Genomic DNA, 21,382 nt, shown 5'->3' with positions numbered 1-21,382 from the left:
AAAAGACGAATGTTCGGGTTGGGTAGACGCCGAGGAGGATGGGCGGCCGCCGTAGCGGCCACTGCTGTGATCGCGGCCGGCCTCGTGCCGGCGCAGGCGGCGCTGGCCGACGCTGGGACCACGAGCAGTACGGCCCCTGCGGTGACCAAGACGGTGACCATCGACAAGACGACGACCGCGGGTTTCGTGCACCCTGGCGTCGGCGTCGGCGCCGCGAGCCTCGCGACCACACGGGACGAGCTCATCGCCGGCGCCGACCCATGGACGAGCTACTACCAGGGGATGCTCGCCACGAAGTACGCGAGCACCACTCTGACCTCCGCGAACCAGGGCTCGGGCGTCGGCGTTCCCGCCGAGAGCGAGTTCAACAGCGTCGACGAGAGCAACAAGCTGGGCACGGACTCCGAGGGCGCGTACACCCAGGCGATCCTCTACTACCTGACGGGTGACCCGGTCTACCGCGAGAACGCGATGAAGATCGTCCGCATCTGGAGCCACATGGATCCGGCCGGCTACAAGTTCTTTGCGGATGCCGAAATCAAGACGGGTCCCTTCGTCTACCGCATCATGGCCGCGGCCGAGCTGCTCCGTTACACCTCTGTTGTGCCCAGCACCGACGGGTACCCGCTGGCGTGGACCGATCAAGACACCGCCGACTTCACGAACAACTTCGCGGTCCCGATGGTGAACACGATGGACTACGGCAACGCCTGGTACATGAACCAGGGGATCCTGCCGCTCGAGGGCGCGATGGCCAGCTACATCTTCACCGACAACAAGGCGAGGTACGACCAGGCCGTGGAGTGGTTCACCATGAACTCGACTGCTCCCGATCAGGATGTCAACGGTGCGCTCGGCTCGATGTATCGGCTTATCGACAAGAAGGATCCGCGCAACCCGTACGGCTACTCCTTCGTCAACGACCTGGAGATGGGACGTGATCAGGCGCACGCGGGAGACGATGTGCTCACACTGACCACACTCGCCCGGCTCGTGAATACGCAGGGCACGAAGCTCGATCCGAAGGCTGGCACCGTCTCGACGGCGAGCGATGCCGTCGACCCCTACCGGTTCCTGGGCGACCGGCTGCTGGCAGGCACGAACGCGTTCTTCGGCTTCATGGACGGCTACAAGATCCCATGGATCGACATCACGCAGCAGGGCGGCAGGCTTGCGCAAGCGTACCGAGGACGGTGGAGCGAATCGCTCAACGAGATCTACTACATCTACAAGTACCTGGAGCACGTGGACGTGGCGAAGGCTGCCCCATACGTCGAGCAGGAATTCCAGCAGCGCGACGGCGCCCTCTACTACAACTTCAACGTCAACGAGATCGGTACCAAGATCGGTTCCGACGGGTTGCAGAGCTTCTGGGGCGGAACGCTCACCGGCGACGACTACTGGCTCTCCATCCCGGCTGCGGCGAAGGGCCAGACCGTGCCGAAACCAAACAAGAACGTGTCGTTCGTGCAGAAGGCATCCCTCATCAGCGGCAGCGTCAAGACAACCTCCGACGGCGGCGAGAAGATTCTGAGCGCTCGCGTCGACAAGAAGGGTACGACCCTTGCCGTTCGCACCATGCAGTACGGCTCGCTCTCCGGCTACAGCCCGGTCGCGATCCGCGTGCGCACGAACGCGGTGTCCACCCTGCAGGTGCGCAGTCGCATGGGCGCGACCGCGTATCAGACGCTCACGGTGCCCGACACCGGCGGCCGGTGGCGGATGGTCACCTACGACATGGATTCGAGCGTGGTGCCCGGCTGGCAGTCCGGCGCAAACAACATCGTCTACTACACGTTCACCGGCGCGAGCGGTCACATCGACCTCGACTACGTCGTCCCGAACGCGGCTGCAGGTGTGACGCCGCCGCTGTTCCCGCGGGGAGCAAGCGTCACACTGGTCGGAATCGCCGGTGTTCCGATGGACGTCGGTCTCGCCGCCAAGGATTCGGGAGCAGGCGACGTGGTGGCCTACACCGTTTCGGGTGCGCCGACAGGAGTAAGCGTCGGGTCGTCCAGCGGTGAGCTTCAGTGGCGCCCGGCGAGCGGCGATGTGGGCGACCACACCATGATCGTGCAGGCGGACGACGGAACCACGATGACGGCGCTGAAGGTCACGCTGGCCATCGCGAAGAACCGTGCGGATGCCATCGCGCTCGCCGAGATCGGATATCACGCCGCCGAGACCTATACCAGCGACACCAAACCGGCGTTCGATTCAGCCGTGGCCGACGCGAAGTCGGGCCTGACGACCGACAGCGACTCGGACTTCGCGACCGCGCTGGCGAACATCCAGAATGCGGTCGCCGGGCTGCAGCTGCTGAACCCTGTCTCCGCCGACGGCACCCTGGCTTACGTGGGCATCACCAGCTCGACCTTGCCCGCCGGAACCCTTGGCTACCTGACCGACGACGACAACTACACCTTCCCAGGTGACCTGCACGTCAATTCCTTCACGGTCGACTTCGGTCGCGGTTACCGGGTGAAGACGACGGCGTTCGATCTGCAGGCGCGACAGACGTTCGGTAATCGCTCGCAAGGTGCCAACGTGTACGGATCGAACGACGACGTCACCTGGACGAAGCTCACCACCAAGGAGACGACGAACACGAATGGGCTGGAGACGCTACCTGTCGCATCCGGGCTGACCGACACCGCTTTCCGCTTCCTCAAGGTGCAGGTCGACGACCCGGGAGTGCCCACCGACCCGAACTTTCCCGGCATCTTCGACCTAGCGGAGTTCCACATCCACGGGGCCCGCCAGGGGGCCGTCGATCGCATCGCGAGCGCGACGATCACGTCGACCAACGCCGAACCCGGGATCGCGAGCAGCGGCGACACGGTAACCCTCGCGTTCACGAGCACAGAGCCGATCAGGGATGTCGCCGGCTCAATCGCCGGGCAGGCTGCAACCATCACGGGAGCGGGTATGGCCTGGAAGGCGACGGCCGTGCTGCCGGACACGATCGCCTCGGGGCAGCCGGCCGCCTTCTCCATCGGCTACACCACGGCCGACGGGCGGAAGGCGGATCCGCTCGTCGCTACGACCGACGGTTCGAGACTCTTCCTCTCGAACTCGTCAGGGCTGATCTCGAACGTGCCGGCAGTCAGCACGCCCGTGTCGCCGACCGGCGATGTCGAGGTGTCGAAGGAGGCGTACGTCGCGAAGATGTTCGACGACAACACGTCGACGTTCTCCGATGTGGGGCCGGTGAACGGGCAGTACTACATCACGCTCGACTTCGGCGACGGAGGATCCGTCGCGCTCTCCCGCGCTGAGCTGCTCGTTCGGCAGGACAACAACGGCACGAGCCGGGCGAGCGGGCTGAGCATCCAGGGATCCAACGACCAGTCGACCTGGACCACCATCACGAACAACGCCAGAGGAACGCTGGACTGGCAGACCCTCGCGCTCCGTCCTGGCACGTCGCCGGTGGCGTACCGCTACCTCAAGATCGCGAACAACAATTGGATCAACATCGCCGAGCTGCGTCTCTTCGGCGCCCGAGTGGCCCCGCCGCTCGACTCCGTGACCGCTGCGCATCTCGGCTCGACGGATGCTGAGCCCGGCATCGCGGTCGGCGGAGACACCGTGAACCTCGATTTCACGACCTCCGAAGCGATCACCGATGTCGAGTCGACGATCGACGGACATTCGGCGACCGTCACGGGAAGCGGTACCTCCTGGCACGCTTCCTTGAAGGAGGCATCGGATGCCGCACCCGGCCGCTTGCTCTCGTTTCGCGTCACGTACGCCGGCCCGAACGGGGAGCCGCGTCAGGCTCTGACCCGCACGACCGACGCATCCGGTGTGTTCCTCACCTCGAACGCCGGGCTGATCGCCGACCCGGGCAGCCTGTTCATGCCGGTGACGGCGACCGGTCAGCCCGACACGGCTAACCAGAAGTACGTCGCGAACATGTTCGACGGCAATGCCGCCACGTTCTCCGATATCGGACCCGTGAGCGGGCAGTACGCCGAGATCCTGGACGTCGGCGCGGGTCACAGCGTCAGCCTCGATCACGCCGAGCTACTCGTTCGGCAGGATGCGAACGGTCTCAACCGAGCATCCGGTCTCCGCATCGAAGGTTCCAACGACCTGTCGACCTGGACGCCGGTGACGAGCAACGCCGTCGGCACCCTCTCCTGGCAGACCTGGGCGCGGCCCGACGGAACCGCGGTCACTGCATACCGATACCTGAGAATCGCGAACAACAACTGGATCAACATCGCCGAGCTGCGTCTCTTCGGGAGCTACTCGGGCTGAGCCGAGTCGCCGAACGATGCGGTGCGCGCTAGGAGAACCAGTGAGCGACGTAATGCCTGAGCGAGAGCACCTGACCTGGGACGACTTCGGCGCCGCGACGTGAACTCGGCGGCGTGTCGCTCTACACGTGGTTCCAGTGCCGCAGTTTCGCCGGGCGCAGCCTGATCCACAGCACGACCGCGCACCGAGCGATGAAGTCGACCGTCATGACGGCGATGGGCTCGCCGTCCCGCTGCAGGATCAGTCCGGGCTGGTCGTTGACCGGCCTCTCGAGAACGACGAGCCCAGGGCGGGCCGCCAGTCCGTGCATCAACACCATCGCCGCGTCGTCGACACCTCGCACGATATGCGCGTGCGGATGCTCGTCGTCGCCTGCGTCGACCACGACGGCGACGTTCGGCGCCAGCAATGATGCGACGCGTGCACCGTCACCGCGCTCCGCGGCCAGGTGCAGATCGTGCACCGCCCGGTGGTTTGGCGACTCGACGATCGAGCGCCACGCGGCTTTCCAGGACCCAGCCCGGTCCGTCGTGGTGCGCAGCGCCTTTTGCGTCATCGCGTTCACCCTTCCAGCATGCGCTCGTCGCCCCGTCATGACCCAGCAGATGCTCAAGATCCGGAAAGCTGAAGAGGTTCGCGGCCCGCGGTCCGGCGGATTCACGTCCGTTGAGTGCGAGGATTGAGCCGTGTCGGAGACGTATCGTGAACGCTCGTCCGACGGGAGCGCAGGGGATGCGGACTACGGACGCATCGGATCGAAGTACAGCTCGTTTCGCGTCCCTGATCCTCGAATCGCTAGGTTCATCCTGGATGCGCTGGGCGATGCCGAGACCGTTCTCAATGTCGGCGCTGGTGCTGGCGGCTACGAACCAGTCGATCGTGACGTGACCGCCGTGGAACCGTCCGCAAGCATGCGCGCCCAGCGGCCCCCGCGCCTCTCGGCGGCAATCGATGCGACAGCCGAGAATCTTCCGTTCCCAGACGACTCGTTCGATGCTGCGATGACGACCTTTTCCGTGCACCAGTGGCGGGATCTTGCGGCCGGCCTGCGCGAGATGAGGCGCGTCACCCGTGGTCCAGTGGTGGTGCTGACATGCGACCCCGGCCTGCTGCACCGGTTCTGGCTGACCGAGTACGCACCAGCGGTGATCGCCACCGAACACCACAGGTACCCAGCCATCCCTACCCTGCGTACCGGCCTCGGCGAGACGGTGGCAGTCCAGCCGGTACCGATCCCATTGGACTGCACAGACGGCTTCAACGAGGCCTACTACGGCCGACCCGAAAAGCTCCTCATTCCGGAGGCCAGACGGTCTTGTTCGGCGTGGAGCTTCATCGACGACAGCCTGGCGCGCGCCTATACGGACCGCCTCGCCGCAGATCTGAGAGCCGGCGCGTGGGACGCGAAACACGGCGCGCTGAGGCAGGAGCCGTCGTACAACAGCTCCCTCGTGATCGTCCGCGCGGCGCCCCGCTAGAGGACGCCCTCCCGCAGGTCGGGCGCGTGTGTTGGAATCATCGGGTGGAAGCGCGGGATCTCGATCAGTGGCTTCGGCCGACTGGTGGCTGGCCTTCCTGGGCGACGGCCGCGCCGTACCGCTACGAGGCGCATCCGCAAGCATCCGCGCTGGCTCCGATCGATGCCGGAGCCAATTGCCAGCGGTACGCGTACGCCGTCTTGGAACTCTTCGATCGCCGTATACCCCCACACTGTTCCAGCCAGCTCTGGGAAGACGAGATTCTTTCACACCCGGAACGCAACGATGCCCAGGACCTTGATCTGGTGCTGTTCAACGACTCGCCCAGCGCCTGGGGTGCACATGTCGCGATCGTCGCCGGCGATCGGCTCCTCCACTTGTGTGCGGAGGAGGGCAGGCCCGCTTTTTGGTTCTGGAATGACTTCGCGACCAGACCCCGCTACAAGCACATGGTCGGCCTCGTGCGAGTGGCAGGCAACGCCGCCTGACGGTTGTCGACGGGGTGGATCATCCCTCGACGAGGCGTTGGATGGGGCGGATCATCCCGCGACGAGGCGTTGGATGGCCGCAGCGAGCCACCGCTCGAGCTTCTTGAGGTCGCCGAGGTCGGAACGCAGGACGCGCCGTCGGGCCGACAGGCCCAGCATCAAGGCGTCGACGGCTTCCGCCCGGTCGCGGGCATCCCGAGGTGCAAAACCGCACGATCGCAGGTAGTTCTCCACTCGATCGGTGGAATTCTCGTCGAGGAATCGTGCGAGTGTCTCCGCGGCTTCCGGATGCTCGCCTGCAGCGCGCAGCAGCACGAGCAGTGGGTCTTCGCCCGGCTGCATGGTCCAGCGCCGAAGGACGCTGCGCGCCAGTCGCGCGCCGAAGCCGTCGAGGTCGCCCGTGTAGACCCCGTCGACAGCGATCTCGGCCTGCGAAGCGGCGACGAATAATCCGTCCTTACCGCCGAAATAGCGGGTGATCAGATTGGGTGACACCCCGGCCGCGTCGGCCACGCTCTTGACCGTGGTCGGTCGGTAGCCGTTCTGAGCGAACTGCGCTCGAGCCGCCGCAAGGATGAGCGCGCGCGTGGCGGTCGCGTTCCGCGGTCTCAGGGGCGCCGCAGCTTCTGACACAACTGCAGCATACCGCTTTGTGTACAGGCATACACGTATGTGTATCATCGCACACATGGCAGATCGTCACGTCTCAGCGGCACCGCCTCGCACCCCTGACGAGGCGATCGCCGTGCTGATCGATCGGCTGCGGGCCACACTCTCGGTGGTCGATCCGTGGGCGGGAGATGCCGGGCGAGGAATCGGCCCCGCCGACCTTCACGACATACTCGCGCGGTGGATCGACGGTTTCGACTGGCGCCGGCACGAGCAACGCATCTGTGATCTCCCGTGGGAGATCGTCGGAGAGGGAGACCGAGCCCTCCGCCTCATTCATCAGCGAACGGGGGAAGAGCATGCCCCAGCGGTCGTACTGCTGCATGGTTGGCCGGACTCGGTCCTCCGGTTCGAGCGTGTGCGGCCGTTGCTGCGCGACGTGAACGTCATCGTTCCCGCGCTCCCGGGCTTCCCGTTCGCGGCTCGGCACTTCGCGCCGGCATCCGTCAACAGCATGGCGGATCTCGTCGCGGCGGCCGTCACTGCTCTCGGCTACGACCGCTTCGTACTCTCGGGTGGCGACCTCGGCGGCGACATCGCCGAGGTCATCGCAGGGGATGTCCCGGATGGCGTGCTCGCCATGCATCTCACGAATGTCTCCGCGCGTCACGTGTTCGCGGTGGATCCCGGAGGACTAGCGCCAGACGCCCGCGCGTACATCGGTCACGCGATGGCCTGGAATCGGCTCAACGGAGGATATATCGCCGAGCAGTCCACCCGCCCTCGCACGCTGCTTGCGGCGCTCGGTGACTCGCCTGCCGGGCTTGCGGCCTGGATTCTCGAGAAGATCCTGGCGTGGACCGACGACCCCGCGCAGTCGTTCTCGACCGACGAGCTGCTCACCTGGGTCAGCGCGTACTGGTTCAGCGGCGCCATAGGCACCTCCTTCGCCAGCTACGCAGAACCTGCCGTCATTCCAGGGCGGACCGCCGTGCCGACCGTGGCGTCCGCGTTTCGGGCTGACATCAAGCCTGCTCCGCAGAGCTACGTCGAAGCCTTCGTCGACCTGTACGAGTACGTCCCCCACGAAGTCGGCGGCCACTTCGCCGCATGGGAGCAGCCGGATGCCTACGTGGCTGACCTTCGCCGGGCGCTCAATCTGGCGACGCACCCGGGCCGCGGCCAGGAATAACCCTCGCCTTGACAAAGTTGAGCCATGTAGACTCAAGTTTGTACGGGCATCCGGTCGGCGCAGAATCGTGCTCAGACGACTCGATGCGACGGATGCCGCGCCACCATAAGGGGAGAAGTAGATGGCGAACATGCAGGGCGCGCCCTCCAGCCAAGAGGAGCAGAAGAGCGCGCTCGAACAGTACGGAGTGGACCTCACCGCACTGGCCAAGGCGGGCAAGCTCGACCCCGTGATCGGTCGCGACTCCGAGATCCGTCGCGTCAGCCAAGTGCTGACCAGACGTACCAAGAACAACCCGGTGCTGATCGGCGAGCCCGGCGTCGGCAAGACGGCGGTGGTCGAGGGCCTTGCGCAGCGCATCGTCGCGGGCGACGTCGCCGAGTCGTTGAAGAACAAGCGTCTCGTCTCGCTCGACATCTCCGCTCTCGTGGCCGGCGCCATGTACCGGGGCCAGTTCGAAGAGCGGCTGAAGAGCGTGCTCAAGGAGATCGACGAGTCGAACGGCGAGGTCATCACGTTCGTCGACGAGCTTCATCTGCTCATGGGTGCAGGCGGCGGCGAGGGGTCGGTGGCGGCGTCCAACATGCTCAAGCCCATGCTCGCGCGTGGCGAGCTGCGCCTGATCGGTGCGACGACCCTCGACGAGTACCGCGAGTACATCGAGAAGGATGCCGCGCTCGAGCGCCGCTTCCAGCAGGTGTACGTGGGTGAGCCGAGCGTCGAAGACACCGTCGCGATTCTGCGCGGGTTGAAGGGTCGCTATGAGGCCCACCACGGAGTCACCATCTCGGATGCTGCGCTGGTCGCTGCGGCCGCTCTTTCGAACCGCTACATCACGGCGCGACAGCTGCCCGACAAGGCGATCGACCTCATCGACGAGGCGATGAGCCGCCTCAAGATGGAGATCGATTCGTCCCCGGTGGAGATCGACCAGCTCAAGCGCCAGGTGGATCGCATGAAGCTCGAGGAGCTGGCGCTCAAGAAGGAGAAGGACGAGGCATCCAAGGAGCGCCTCGCGAAGCTGCGCGAAGACCTCGTGGAGCACGAGCGCGAGCTCGCCCAGCTCGAGGAGCGCTGGGAGCGTGAGCGCATGGGGCTCAACCGCGTCGGGGAGCTCAAGAAGAAGCTCGACGAGGCCATCACCCAGCGCGATCTGGCGTTGCGCGAGGCGAACTACGCGAAGGCGTCCAAGCTCGAGTACGAGACCATCAAGCAGCTGCAGCGCGACCTCGACGAGGCCGAGAAGGCGGAGAGCGCGCCGGATGAGCCGCGCATGGTGAACGAGCAGGTCACCGAAGAAGACATCGCGGCGGTGATCGCGGCGTGGACGGGCATCCCGGTCGGGCGTCTCATGCAGGGCGAGACCGAGAAGCTGCTGAACCTGGAGAGCGAGCTCGGCCGCCGCCTCATCGGCCAGAAGCGTGCCGTGCACGCGGTGGCGGATGCCGTGCGCCGCTCCCGCGCCGGAATCAGCGACCCGAACCGGCCGACCGGTTCGTTCCTGTTCCTCGGGCCCACCGGCGTGGGCAAGACCGAGCTGGCGAAGGCGCTCGCCGAGTTCTTGTTCGACGACGAGCACGCCATGGTGCGCATCGACATGAGCGAGTACGGCGAGAAGCACACCGTTTCCCGTCTCGTCGGCGCCCCTCCCGGCTATGTCGGTTACGAGCAGGGCGGGCAGCTGACCGAGGCGGTGCGCCGTCGCCCGTACAGCGTCATCCTGCTCGACGAGGTCGAGAAGGCGCACCCGGAGGTGTTCGACATCCTCTTGCAGGTGCTCGACGACGGACGCCTCACAGACGGTCAAGGCCGCACGGTCGACTTCCGCAACACCATCCTCATCCTCACCTCGAACCTGGGTTCCACGATCCTGATCGACCCGACGCTGTCGTGGCACGAGAAGGAGGAGCAGGTGCAGGCTCTGGTGCGGCAGGCGTTCAAGCCCGAGTTCGTGAACCGGCTCGACGACATCGTCGTGTTCTCCGCGCTCAGCGAGGAGGAGCTCGGCGAGATCGTGTCGCTCTACATCGACCGGCTGCAGGCGCGCCTGCACGAGCGGCGGCTCGAGCTCGGCGTGACTCCGGATGCCCGTGCCTGGCTCTCCGAGCGCGGCTACGATCCGATCTACGGGGCGCGTCCGTTGCGTCGCCTGATGCAGCACGAGATCGACGACCGCCTCGCGACGGCACTGCTGGAGGGACGCGTGCGCGACGGCAGCACGGTGCTCGTCGACCTCGCTGCCGACGGCGAGCACCTCGAGGTTTCGCCGGTCGACTAGCCGGGCTCGGTGTCCCAGCCGCGGAGTCGCGAGACTGCACGCCCGCCCCGAGACGGTGGGTAATACCCGCTGTCTCGGGGGTCCTGTGCAGTTTCGCGACGAGCCTGGGCTGTCTCGTGAGACGGCCGGGTGCGAACTGGACCGATACGCCCTACGCGGCGACGACCGCGCGCGCCGGCTCCACCAGGAGCCGACCGCCGCGGCCGGTCACGCTGAAGCCCACCCGTTCGAGAAAGCCGCGGCAGTCCGCGCTGGCGGAATCCGCACGGAGCCAGATCGGGCATCCGTGCTCCTCGGCGATGTGGGCGAGGCGCCGCATGGCCAGTGTGCCGATGCCCTGCCCCCGGTGCTCGAGGAGTACGCCGAGCTGAATGAGCTGGACGCCTCCATCGCGCATCACGGTCAGCATGCGTCCGCAGAGCCGGGCCTGGTACTCGATGGCGACGTCGACGGCATCCGGGAACTCCGCACTGAAACGCACCCGCTCCTCGACGTATTGCATGCTGGCGAGTGCCGCCCGCGTCGCCGCATCCACAGAGAGCGTTGCAATCTCGGAGGTGTGCACCTGCTGGAAGAGCCTGAAAAGCGCCGGGCCGTCAGTGGCGATCGCGGGACGGTAGCGCAGGTCGTCGGCGGCGATCACGGGCGTCGGCCGGTGATGCTCGACGAGCGACGACGAGCCGCGCGACGCGAACGTGCCGCTCCCGCGATGAAGAGCTGGGCATCCGGAACCGCGCACGACGTGATCTCGGTGAGGCGATAGACGCCGGCGGGTGGCGGCGTCGAAGACGCCGTGAACATCAGGCCGAAGCGGGTTTCGGTGTGCGCCGAACCGCTGGTCAGTTCCTCAACGGATGCGAGGGTGAGATCGTAGCTGCCGTACTCGCTGGCCGCCTCGAAGTGGTGGCCGACGGCATCCGCATACAGCTCGCGCGCCGGAACGGATGCCTGCGCAACCGCCGGCACGACGCTCGTCGCCATCGCGACACCCGCGTACTGCGGCGCACCGGCCAGTATGACCGTGCGCCGGGTCAACGAGCGCCCACTCCCCGCATTCCGTTTCGCCATGTCCACGCTCCCCCAGCGTCAATCGACAAAGTCTGGGCGACACCTTATTCCCGCGGCCGGGGGCGACGGAAGAGTGGAGCGAGCACTTCGTACGAGTTTTTCGACGGATGTCGGCGTGTCGCGTCGCCGACCTTCGCGAGGCGGCGCTACATGCCTGGACGCGGTCGCAGCGCCGCGTGCGTCCTCGGGCCCGGCTCTGCCGCGCGAGCTTTCGAATTGCGGTCCCGGGGTGCCGCTAACCGCTGAAATAGCGACACCTTCGGCCCGCAATTTCACGGAGAGCATCGCACCAACGCGACTTGCGGTCCCGGGATGCCGCTATTCGCTCAGGTAACGACACCTTGGGCCCGCAACTCTTGGGGCGGGGGTGTTGGCGGCCGGCAGGTAGAGTGGCCGGATGCATTCCCTGGATTTCGTGGCGCCCGCTGGGCGTGAGGAGGTCGCCGGCGTCCGCGCCGGCGGCAGATAACGGCCTGCGCCGACCGGATGCCTTACTCCGGCCGCGCGCTTAGGTACATGCGGTGCACGGCGCCGCCCGAGCGGTCAAGCCGCTCCTCTTCAACGAATCCCGGCCGCAGGGCCGACCACGAATCCGACAGGAATACCCATGCTTCCCGTGACCGAGCGGGAGATCCGCGCGTGCTTCGTCAACGCCACTCTCCGCGAACGCAACAATCTCACCCTGCCCGCCGATTTCGCCGACCTGGACTGGGACGCCATCGACTACCTCGGCTGGCGTGACCGCAAGTACGACGGCCTCGCCTACGTCGTCGTACGACTCGAAGACGCACCCGTAGGCATCCTCCTGAAGCGAGCGGATGCCCGCAGCCGTCGCAAGTCCCAGTGCTCCTGGTGCGAGGATGTGCACCTGCCGAACGACGTGGTGTTCTACGGCGCCAAGCGTGCGGGCAAGGCCGGACGCAACGGAGACACCGTCGGCACCCTCGTCTGCGAGAACTTCGAGTGCTCGGCGAACGTGCGCCGCAGGCATCCGGCTCCGTATCAGGGATACGACGTCGAGGCCGCGCGGGCGGAGCGCATCGAGTCGCTGCGCGAGCACGTCGCCGCGTTCGCCGAGCGGGTGCTCGGCGGGGAGTGAGCTTCCCGCCGCTCGACCGGCCGGCTTAACATCACTCAGGTCGCAGTTTCTGTCGGAAAGACGCCTTCATACCGACGAAAACTGCGACCTGAATGTGGTCGTTGCAGCTCCTGTCGACACCCGCCTTTACGCGTTGACGAGCAGCAGCTCATCCAGCGGCAGCCGCGTACGGGGTGCGCGCTCGCGCTCGCGGGTGTTCTCCGGAAGGTCGTCGACGTCGCCCAGAACTCCGACGGCCGTCACGCTGACGAGGTCGAAGCGCTCGTCGACCTCGAACGCCTCGCGCAGCTCGCCGGCGGCGAATCCGCCCATCTGGTGCACGTGCAGCCCGTCGGCGTGCGCCTGCACGCTGAAGTGCGCCAGCGACTGGCCGAGGTCGTACTGAGCCCAGCGAAGTGGCTGGCCGTCCTCCGTCGCGCGAGCGGCCAGTCCGACGACGAGCGCCCCCGCGTTGACCGCCCAGAACTGGTTGAAGCCCATCAGATTGGCGACGATGCTGTCGAACGCCGGCGTGCCTCGCCGGGCCACGATGAATCGCCACGGTTGGGTGTTGGCCGCGGAGGGCGACCAGCGGGCGGCCTCGAGGGCGGCGGTCAGCTTGGTCTCGTCGATCGGCTCGCTGGCGTCGAACGCTCGAGGGCTGAAGCGCTCGGTGAGCACGGGATGGATCGGGGTGCTGGTGTCGGCGATGCGGTCGGACGCAAGTGTCAGTGACACGGGTCTCCTCGAGGAACGTGAGGCTTTCCGAGCCTGCGGATGTGCCGCTCGCGTTCAGCCTCTGACGAAAAGGGAACACGGCGACGCTGCCTGCGCTCTATGCAAACACATACGCCGCAGGTGTATTCCCTCCTCGGGGTACCGATCGTCACACGGCGCTTGTGCCCGCTACCCGCCGCACGCGAGCGCTACAACGATCGGCACCCGCTACACGAAATTGCTGTAGCGGATGCCGATCTGTATAGCGGTTCCGACTGGCGAGCGGGAGGCCCTGGTCGTCAGTGCTCGCGCTGAGCGCTCGACTGACTCCGTCGCCTCGGTCAAGCGAGCAAACTCGCTCGACTCTCGGCTCGGTCGTCAATGCGGAGCGACCGCCGGCGCATCCTCGTCGGACGACTCCTGCCGCACCCGGCTGCCCCAGAGGGCGAAGAGCACGAACGCGATGAGCACGAACACCGCGCCTCCAAGTACCGCCGCCGCCACGCCGCCTGCCTCGCCGCTCATTGCCGTGACCGAGACGAACACGGTCGTGAGTGCTGCGACGCCGATCGATCCGCCGAGCTGCTGCATCGCCTGCAGCACGCTGGATGCCGCACTCACGTGCTCCTCCGGCGCCCGGTCCATCACGACCGCGGTGATCGGCGCGAACGTCATACCGGCGCCGACGCCCATCACGAGGATCGGACCGAGGATGCCCGTGAGGAACGAATCGTGGGAGTCCAGGGTGCTGAGCCAGAGCAGGCCGGCTGCGAGCATCCCGAGCCCGATGGCGCCGACGATCCACTCGCCGATGCGCGGGAGGAATCGCGGAACCAGCTGGCTCACCGTGACGAGCGTCACGACGAACGGCAGCAGCGACAGGCCGGTCGCGAGCGGGCTGAAGCGCAGCACCTGCTGGGTGAACAGCGTGATGAAGTAGAAGAACGCGAACATGCCGGCCGGCACGAGCAGCATCGCCACCAGCGGGGCCACGTTGCGCGGCCCGCGGAACAGCTGCAGCGGCACGACGGGGCTGTGGTGCCTGCGCTCGATCAGCAGAAGCGCGAGCAGCGACACCAGCGCCACGCCGAACGCGATGAGGGCGACCGGGTCGGTCCAGCCCGCGCTGGCGGCGGTCGTGAACCCGTAGATCAGGGCAACCATGCCGAGCGTCGAAGCGACCGCGCCGCCCACGTCGAGGCGGGCGCGCTCGCGATCCGTCTCGCGCAGGAACAGCAGTGCGCCGACGACGATGAGGATGCCCACCGGCACGTTCACGAACATCACCCACTCCCAGCCGAACCCGGTGGTGAGCACGCCGCCGAGGATGAGCCCGATCGCGCCGCCGCTGCCGGAGGCGAGAACGAAGAGCGACAGCGCGCGGTTGCGCTGCTTTCCCGGCGTGGTGCTGGCCATGATGAGCACGAGCGTGCTGGGCGCCGCGATCGCGGCACCGATTCCCTGCACCACTCGAGCGGCGACCAGGATCTCGGCGGTCGGGGCGAGGCCGCCGGCGGCGGACGCGATGATGAACACGAGCGTGCCGATGATGAGTGCTCGCTTCGCCCCGATCATCGAGCCGACCTTGCCGCTGAGCAGCATGAGGCCGGCGAACGCGAGCGCGTAGGCGGTGACCACCCACGACAGGCCGACGGGCGTGAACCCGAGCGCTTTCTGGATGTCGGGCAGCGCGACGTTCACGATGCTCGCGTCGACCACGAGCATGAGCTGCGTGACGAACACGACCACCAGGCCGAGGGTGCGGAATCGGGAGGTGCGGGCATCCGCTCGGGATGCCGTGCCGGGAGTGCTGGAGACGGATGCCGTGCGTTCGGGCAACCGGATGCCGTCGGTGGGTGGAACGAGTGCGGTGTCGGCCATGTCTGGCGCGTCCTCTGTTCTGTCGATGCGAGTTGTGTCGATTGGGGTTCTGTCGGTGGACTGCCGGAACCCTGCGGGTTGAGAGGTAGGGCACTCAATCCGCGGTCGGCGAGGTATCGTGGGTATCCGGAGAAGCTCTCCTGTTAGTGAATATCACGATACGGAGACTGTCTCCGCTTTGTCAACGAACCGCTGTTCGTCGTCGGCGAACAGCACGAGGAGCCGGTCGCCTGCCGCGATCCGGCCCAGGACGAGAACGTCAGGAGCACGACAAATGGGCACCGCCACCGCCGCAGCGCCGCGGCCGTTGAGGGCCGATGCGCAGCGGAACTACGACCGCATCGTAGAGGTCGCCAGTGACGCTTTCGCCGAACGCGGGGTGCTCACCTCGCTCGACGACATCGCATGCCGAGCGGGTGTCGGCCCCGGAACGCTGTACCGGCACTTCCCCACCCGCGACGGGCTCATCGCCGCGGCCCTAGGCGACAGCCTCGACCGGCTGGAGGCGCTGGCGGAGCGGCTGAAGGCATCCGACGATCCGGGTGCGGCCCTCGACGAATGGATGCTCGCGCTCGCGAACCACCTGCGCACTTACGACAACCTGCCGGAGTCGATCGCGGAGTCGTTCCGCACCGACGACTCGCCGTTGCGGAACTCGTGCCGGCCGCTGACCGACACGACCTCGGTGCTGGTCGCACGCGCGAAGAACGCGGGCGCCATCCGCGACGACATCGAGCCGCGCGACCTGTTCGCGCTCGTCTCCTCGGTGGCGTGGGCGTCGCAGCGTCGCGGCGACACGGATGCCGGCCTGAAGCGGATGCTCGGGCTCGCGACCTCGGGGATCCGCTGAGGGCTCAGCACGTGGCCCCCTCCGGCATCCGCTGAGGGTTCAGCACGTGGCCCCCTCCGGCATCCGCTGAGGGTTCAGCACGTGGCCCCCTCGGGCAGGCGGACGTGACCGCGCAGTCCGGCATCCGCAGGTCGTAGCTCGCGGCTGCCCGAGTCGCGCAGCGCCCTCAGCACTCGATGACGTTCACCGCGAGGCCCGCGGCGCTGGTCTCCTTGTAGCGATCGCTCATGTCGGCGCCGGTCTGGCGCATGGTCTCGACGGCGACGTCGAGGGGCACCAGGTGGCGACCGTCGCCGTGCAGCGCGAGGCGCGCGGCCGACACCGCGGTGGATGCCGCGATCGCGTTGCGCTCGATGCACGGGATCTGCACGAGTCCGCCGACGGGGTCGCACGTGAGACCGAGGTGGTGCTCGACCGCGATCTCCGCCGCGTTCTCCACCTGGTCGGGGGTGCCTCCGAGCACGGCGCAGAGCCCGGCCGCTGCCATCGCGCACGCGGAGCCGACCTCGGCCTGGCATCCGCCCTCCGCACCCGAGATGGATGCGTTCGCCTTCAGGATCGAACCGATCGCGGCGGCGGTCAGCAGATAGCGGTGGGCGTCGGCGTCCGTTGCGCGCGGGTTGAACCGCAGGTGGTACTCGAGCACGGCGGGCACGATGCCTGCCGCGCCGTTCGTGGGCGCCGTGACGACGCGGCCGCCCGCCGCGTTCTCTTCGTTGACGGCGAGGGCGAAGGCGCGCATCCATTCCGCGGCGAAGTCGGGTGCGTCGGGCGGCATGGTCTCGAGTTGTTCGCGCATCGCTTCGGCGCGGCGGGGTACGTGCAGGCCGCCGGGCAGTTCGCCATCGGAGTGCAGGCCGCGCTCGACGCAGTCGTGCATCGCGTCTCGGATGGCGTCGAGTCCCGCGACCAGTTCAGCCTCGCTGCGCCGCTCCAGCTCGATGCGGTATGCGACGTCGCAGACGCCGAGCCCGTTCTCCTTGCACAGGGCAAGCAGTTCTGCGGCCGTCGAGAACGGCCACTCGGTCCGCTGTCCGGTGCCCTCGGGCTCTGACTCCACTCCGCGCTCCGCGATGAAGCCGCCGCCGATCGAGAAGAACGTGCGCTCGACGACCGACGTACGCGAACCGGCCGCGTATGCGCGCAGGGTGAGCGCGTTCGGATGCTCGGGCATCCGGGTGCGCGGCTCGAACGTGAGGTCGGATGCGTGGAACGGCACCTCGTGCGAGTGCCCGTCCCCCGTGCCGAGCGTGAGCACGCCGAGCTCCGATGCTCGCGCCCACGCGCCGTGCACCGCAGCCGGGTCGCACGTCTCGGAGCGCTCACCGGCAAGGCCCGCCACCACCGCATCCGGAGTTCCATGGCCGACGCCGGTCGCCGCGAGCGACCCGTACAACGTGCACTCCACGCGGGTCACATGCGGAAGGATGCCCGCCTCGGCCAGCTCAGCCACGAAGCGTCCGGCGGCGCGCATCGGACCCACCGTGTGCGAACTGGACGGCCCGATCCCGATCGAGAACAGGTCGAGCGCCGACACGTACACGGACATACCGCCAGTGTGCATCCTGCGCCGTGCGGTATCCGTCGCCGCCGTCCAGCATGCCGGACGTCGTCTACGGGGCTCGACGGGCGAGCACGGTGCGGACGGTCGAGCACGGAACGGACGAGCGAGCACCGTGCGGACGCCCAGCGCGTGGTGGTTCGTCCGTTCCGTGCTCGCTCGTCTGTTCGGTGGTCTGGTGCGGTGTCCGTCGCTACGGCAGCTCGTGCACCGCCGCGGTCTCCTCGATCTCGATGGCCTGCCGGCGCGCCAGCTCGCGCTCACCGGCCACGTCGACGCGTCGCGTGAAGAGCCAGTACGCGACGGCGGCCACCGGAAGGCCGATGAAGAGGGAGATGTCCACCCCTCCGAGTGCGTGCGAGACAGGCCCGGTGTACACGCCCGCGACGTCGAAGAACGGGATCATCGCGACGAACCCGAGCACGTAGGCGCCGATGCCGGCCCAGCCCCAGCGTTTGTAGATGCCGTTCGGCTTGAAGATCTCGGCGATCGCGTAGTGCCCGCGCCGCACGATGAAGAAGTCCGTGAGGTTGACGGCCGTCCACGGGATGAACAGGTACAGGATCAGCAGCAGGAAAGCGTTGAAGTTCCCCAGGAAGTCCGCGGTGGCGAACAGCGCGAAGCCCAGCGAGAGTGCCGCGGTGATGCCGAGGGTGATCATCCGGATGGCCAGCGTCGGCTTCACCTTCACGAAGCTGTCGATCGACGAGATGAGCGTGAGCGACCCGCCGTACATGTTCAGCGCCGTCACCGAGATGAGTCCAAGGCCGAACACGATCAGCGCGATGATGCCGAAGCCGGGGAACAGGGCATCCGCCACCTTCTTGAGGTCGACCACGGTGTTCGTGCCGATGTCCTTGGCCGAGACGGCGATGTAGGAGCCGAGGAACATCATCCACATGCCACCGACCGCGCTGCCCCAGAATGTGACGTTGAACGTGCTGCTCGTCTTCGTGTCCGCCGGCAGATACCGCGAGTAGTCGGAGACGTAGATGGCCCACGAGATCTGGTATCCGGCCGCGACACCGAGCTGCCCGAAGAACGCCACGGGGTTGAAGGCGCCGAGGTTGAACTCGGATGCCGGAATGTGCAGGTGGATGATCGCCGAGATCGACACGAGCGCCAGCACGACGATCGTGAGGTAGGTGAGGTAGCGCTCGAACGAGTGGATGAAGTCGTATCCCACGAGCGCGATCACGACGGCGACGATGGTGACCACCCAGATCCAGAGCGGGTTGGATGCCTGACTCGAGCTGATCGCACCGCCGAGCGCCTCACCGCCCAGCACCGAGTTGAAGATGTTGAAGCCCGCGTACTGGATGTAGGCGAACAGCCACACGAGAAGGGCGCCGATGTATCCGAACTGCGGCCGGGACTGGATCATCTGCGGCAGGCCGAGCTGCGGCCCCTGCGAGGAGTGCGCCGCCATGAAGAACGTGCCGATGCAGATACCGACCGCGATGGCGATGAACGACCAGATGAGGTTGCCGCCCGAGGTGATGCTGATCAGGCCTGTGGCGAGCGTGGCGATCTGCGCGTTGCACATGAACCAGAGCGGCCCGATGTGCGACACCTTGCCGTGTCGCTCCGCCTGGGGAACGTAGTCGATCGAACGCACCTCGAGTCCGGTGCGGCGGGTGGTTGTCTCGGTTGCAGACATGGGTCGCCTTCGGGTCGCGCGCGCCCGCGTCGTCGCGGGCGTCACAAGACACGGATGCTAAGGCCCAGGCTCAGGTTCGTGCCAGGCTTCTGCCCCGAACCTGTCAGCCTTCGCAGGCGGGAGGCTCAACCAGCGGCGGCGCTCGCCGTCAGCGCTTCCACGATCGCAGCGACGAAGTCGTCGATGTCGTCCTCAGTGGTGTCCCATGAGCACATCCAGCGCACCTCGCCGCGCGAAGCGTCCCAATCGTAGAAGCGGTGCTGCTCACGGATGCGTTCGGCGGCATCGTGCGGAAGCGTCGCGAACACGCCGTTCGACTCGGTCGCCTGGGTGAAACCGAGGCCCGGAGCGCGGCCGGACACCACGGCATCCTCCAACTCGGACCGCAACCGGCTGGCCATCGCGTTCGAGTGCCGCGCACTCCGCAACCAGAGTCCGTCGCTCAGCAGGGCGATGAGCTGCGCGGAGATGAACCTCATCTTCGATGCCAGCTGCATGTCGAGTTTGCGGAGGTAGGTCATGCCCTGCGAGGCATCCGGGTTCAGCACCACGACCGCCTCACCGAAGAGCAGGCCGTTCTTGGTGCCGCCGAAGCTGAGCACGTCGACGCCGGCATCGCTCGTGAAGGCGCGCAGCGGCGCATCCAGGTGGGCGGCGGCGTTGGCGACACGGGCGCCGTCCATGTGCACGCGCATCCCGAGCGAGTGCGCGTGGTCGGCGATGGCGCGCACCTCCTCGACGGTGTAGCAGGTGCCGAGTTCCGTGGTCTGCGTGATCGACACGGCCAGTGGCTGTGCGCGGTGCTCGTCCCCCCAGCCCCACGCCTGCTTGTCGATCAGCTCGGGTGTGAGCTTGCCGTCCGGGGTCTCGACCGTGAGCAGCTTCAGCCCGCCGACCCGCTCCGGGGCGCCGTTCTCGTCGGTGTTGATGTGGGCCGTTGCGGATGCCACCACCGCTCCCCAGCGCGGCAGCATCGACTGCAGCGCGGTCACGTTCGCCCCGGTGCCGTTGAACACCGGATACACCTCGACGCCCTCGCCGAACTGCTGCGCGAACACCTCGTGCAGGCGCTCCGTGTAGGCATCCTCCCCGTAAGAAATCTGGTGACCGCTGTTCGCAGCGACGATCGCGTCGATGATCTCCTGATGCGCGCCGGCGTAGTTGTCGGAGGCGAACGCGCGGGAGTCGGGGTCGTGCAGTCGAAGTGTCATGATGCATCCATCTTCGCGGATGCCCGACACGCCCCGAAATCGCGATATCACTTTACGATGGGTGCATGGATACTGCTCCGCAGCGGCCCGACGCGGCGCCGTTCGCGTACTCGGGCGCCCGAGTCGACATCGACGAGCGGCCCGCGCGGGTGATCAGCGGCGCGTACGGGATCGCGGCGATCGCCGTTCTCGTGGTGATCGCGATCATCGCGATCATGCAGGGCCAAGCGCGGTTCGTCATCCTTCCGATCCTCGCGATCGCGGTCGTGCTCGGCTCACTCGTGATCGTGCAGCCGGGCGAGGCGCGGGTGATCCAGCGGTTCGGCCGCTACGTCGGAACGGTTCGCCGCACCGGCCTCTCCTGGGTGCTGCCGTTGACCACCCGGCGCAAGATGAGCGTGCGCATCCGCAACTTCGAGACAAAGCGACTCCGAGTGAACGACGCGGAGGGCAACCCGGTGGAGATCGCCGCGATCGTCGTCTGGCAGGTGACCGATACGGCCAAGGCGGTCTACGCGGTGGATGACTACCTCGACTTCGTCGCCGTGCAAGCCGAGTCGGCGGTGCGGCAGATCGCGAACGCCTATCCGTACGACGCCGCCGGCGAGAATCGCATCTCGCTCCGTGACTCCACCGACGTGGTGGCGAGCGAGTTCTCGCACGAGGTCGCGATGCGGGTGGCGCTCGCCGGAATCGAGATCGTCGAGGTGCGGATCAGCCACCTCGCCTACGCGCCGGAGATCGCGCAGGCGATGCTGCGCCGCCAGCAGGCCGCGGCCGTCGTGCAGGCGCGTTCGCGCATTGTGGAGGGCGCGGTCGGCATGGTCGAGATGGCCCTCGATCGCCTGAATGAGAGCGACTACGTCACGCTCGACGACGAGCGCAGGGCCGCGATGGTCAGCAACCTGATGGTGGTGCTGTGCAGCGACCAGCCGGCCTCCCCCATCGTCAACGCAGGAACGCTGTACTCGTGATGGATGCCGCACTTCGTCAGGTCAATGGCTCGGGTGCCGGCTCGGCCTCCCGCGCAGATCGCGGGTGGTCA

17 protein-coding genes are annotated in these 21,382 nt (G+C 67.1%); 8 read left to right on the top strand and 9 right to left on the bottom strand.

Annotated elements, in window-relative coordinates:
- Nucleotides 1–9: 9 nt before the first annotated feature.
- Nucleotides 10–4,266: a discoidin domain-containing protein gene (locus ACYVI5_RS17255; protein WP_460581328.1), complete on the top strand. Its 4,257-nt coding sequence runs from the start codon at nt 10–12 to the stop codon at nt 4,264–4,266.
- A gap of 121 nt (nt 4,267–4,387) precedes the next feature.
- On the opposite strand, the gene ACYVI5_RS17250 is transcribed toward ACYVI5_RS17255, so the two are convergent.
- Nucleotides 4,388–4,822, bottom strand: a complete 435-nt coding sequence (locus ACYVI5_RS17250; protein WP_460581327.1) for a sigma-70 family RNA polymerase sigma factor family protein — start codon at nt 4,820–4,822, stop codon at nt 4,388–4,390.
- Between the two features lie 130 nt (nt 4,823–4,952).
- On the opposite strand from ACYVI5_RS17250, the gene ACYVI5_RS17245 reads away from it, so the two are divergent.
- Entirely contained in the window at nt 4,953–5,744 is a 792-nt protein-coding gene (locus tag ACYVI5_RS17245; protein ID WP_460581326.1) for a class I SAM-dependent methyltransferase, read from the top strand.
- Between the two features lie 44 nt (nt 5,745–5,788).
- Nucleotides 5,789–6,232 (top strand): hydrolase, encoded by a 444-nt coding sequence (locus ACYVI5_RS17240; RefSeq protein ID WP_460581325.1) that lies wholly within the window; start codon nt 5,789–5,791, stop codon nt 6,230–6,232.
- 51 nt (nt 6,233–6,283) lie between these two features.
- Here ACYVI5_RS17240 and ACYVI5_RS17235 read toward each other — a convergent pair whose 3' ends face one another.
- On the bottom strand, nt 6,284–6,865 hold the full coding sequence (locus tag ACYVI5_RS17235; protein ID WP_460581324.1) for a TetR/AcrR family transcriptional regulator: 582 nt from the start codon (nt 6,863–6,865) through the stop codon (nt 6,284–6,286).
- A gap of 55 nt (nt 6,866–6,920) precedes the next feature.
- On the opposite strand from ACYVI5_RS17235, the gene ACYVI5_RS17230 reads away from it, so the two are divergent.
- Entirely contained in the window at nt 6,921–8,033 is a 1,113-nt protein-coding gene (locus ACYVI5_RS17230; RefSeq protein ID WP_460581323.1) for an epoxide hydrolase family protein, read from the top strand.
- Nucleotides 8,034–8,154: 121 nt separating this feature from the next.
- Nucleotides 8,155–10,311: an ATP-dependent Clp protease ATP-binding subunit gene (locus ACYVI5_RS17225; RefSeq protein WP_460581322.1), complete on the top strand. Its 2,157-nt coding sequence runs from the start codon at nt 8,155–8,157 to the stop codon at nt 10,309–10,311.
- A 151-nt stretch (nt 10,312–10,462) separates the two neighbouring features.
- Here the strand turns inward: ACYVI5_RS17225 and ACYVI5_RS17220 are convergent, their stop codons facing one another.
- The gene (locus ACYVI5_RS17220) at nt 10,463–10,954 is read right to left on the bottom strand and encodes a GNAT family N-acetyltransferase (protein ID WP_460581321.1); all 492 of its coding nucleotides are present in this window, start codon (nt 10,952–10,954) and stop codon (nt 10,463–10,465) included.
- Entirely contained in the window at nt 10,951–11,379 is a 429-nt protein-coding gene (locus ACYVI5_RS17215) for a hypothetical protein (RefSeq protein WP_460581320.1), read from the bottom strand. Before ACYVI5_RS17215 ends, ACYVI5_RS17220 begins: the two co-directional genes overlap by 4 nt.
- A gap of 607 nt (nt 11,380–11,986) precedes the next feature.
- Between ACYVI5_RS17215 and ACYVI5_RS17210 the strand changes: the two genes are divergently transcribed.
- A complete protein-coding gene (locus ACYVI5_RS17210) occupies nt 11,987–12,478 on the top strand; it encodes an FBP domain-containing protein (protein WP_460536672.1) in 492 nt (163 codons plus the stop codon).
- A gap of 126 nt (nt 12,479–12,604) precedes the next feature.
- Here ACYVI5_RS17210 and ACYVI5_RS17205 read toward each other — a convergent pair whose 3' ends face one another.
- Together ACYVI5_RS17205 and ACYVI5_RS17200 are read right to left on the bottom strand one after the other, a co-directional pair.
- Nucleotides 12,605–13,195, bottom strand: a complete 591-nt coding sequence (locus ACYVI5_RS17205; protein ID WP_460581319.1) for a nitroreductase family protein — start codon at nt 13,193–13,195, stop codon at nt 12,605–12,607.
- 357 nt (nt 13,196–13,552) lie between these two features.
- Nucleotides 13,553–15,055 (bottom strand): MFS transporter, encoded by a 1,503-nt coding sequence (locus ACYVI5_RS17200; protein ID WP_460581318.1) that lies wholly within the window; start codon nt 15,053–15,055, stop codon nt 13,553–13,555.
- 274 nt (nt 15,056–15,329) lie between these two features.
- Here ACYVI5_RS17200 and ACYVI5_RS17195 point away from each other — a divergent pair, with 274 nt between their 5' ends.
- A complete protein-coding gene (locus ACYVI5_RS17195) occupies nt 15,330–15,905 on the top strand; it encodes a TetR/AcrR family transcriptional regulator (protein WP_460536666.1) in 576 nt (191 codons plus the stop codon).
- Between the two features lie 166 nt (nt 15,906–16,071).
- Here the strand turns inward: ACYVI5_RS17195 and ACYVI5_RS17190 are convergent, their stop codons facing one another.
- The 3 genes from ACYVI5_RS17190 to ACYVI5_RS17180 all read right to left on the bottom strand — a co-directional run bounded on the left by ACYVI5_RS17190 (nt 16,072) and on the right by ACYVI5_RS17180 (nt 20,337).
- Nucleotides 16,072–17,454, bottom strand: coding sequence for a serine dehydratase alpha family protein (locus ACYVI5_RS17190; protein WP_460581317.1), 1,383 nt, complete (start codon nt 17,452–17,454; stop codon nt 16,072–16,074).
- Nucleotides 17,455–17,659: 205 nt separating this feature from the next.
- The gene (locus ACYVI5_RS17185; RefSeq protein WP_460581316.1) at nt 17,660–19,126 is read right to left on the bottom strand and encodes a purine-cytosine permease family protein; all 1,467 of its coding nucleotides are present in this window, start codon (nt 19,124–19,126) and stop codon (nt 17,660–17,662) included.
- A gap of 125 nt (nt 19,127–19,251) precedes the next feature.
- Nucleotides 19,252–20,337, bottom strand: a complete 1,086-nt coding sequence (locus ACYVI5_RS17180) for a threonine aldolase family protein (protein ID WP_460581315.1) — start codon at nt 20,335–20,337, stop codon at nt 19,252–19,254.
- Between the two features lie 65 nt (nt 20,338–20,402).
- On the opposite strand from ACYVI5_RS17180, the gene ACYVI5_RS17175 reads away from it, so the two are divergent.
- Nucleotides 20,403–21,311, top strand: coding sequence for an SPFH domain-containing protein (locus ACYVI5_RS17175; protein WP_460581314.1), 909 nt, complete (start codon nt 20,403–20,405; stop codon nt 21,309–21,311).
- Nucleotides 21,312–21,382: the final 71 nt, after the last annotated feature.

The organism is Humibacter ginsengisoli (genome assembly GCF_054780095.1).
The sequence above is the reverse complement of the archived record's forward strand: the minus strand, read 5'-3'. Positions and strand labels throughout refer to the sequence as shown.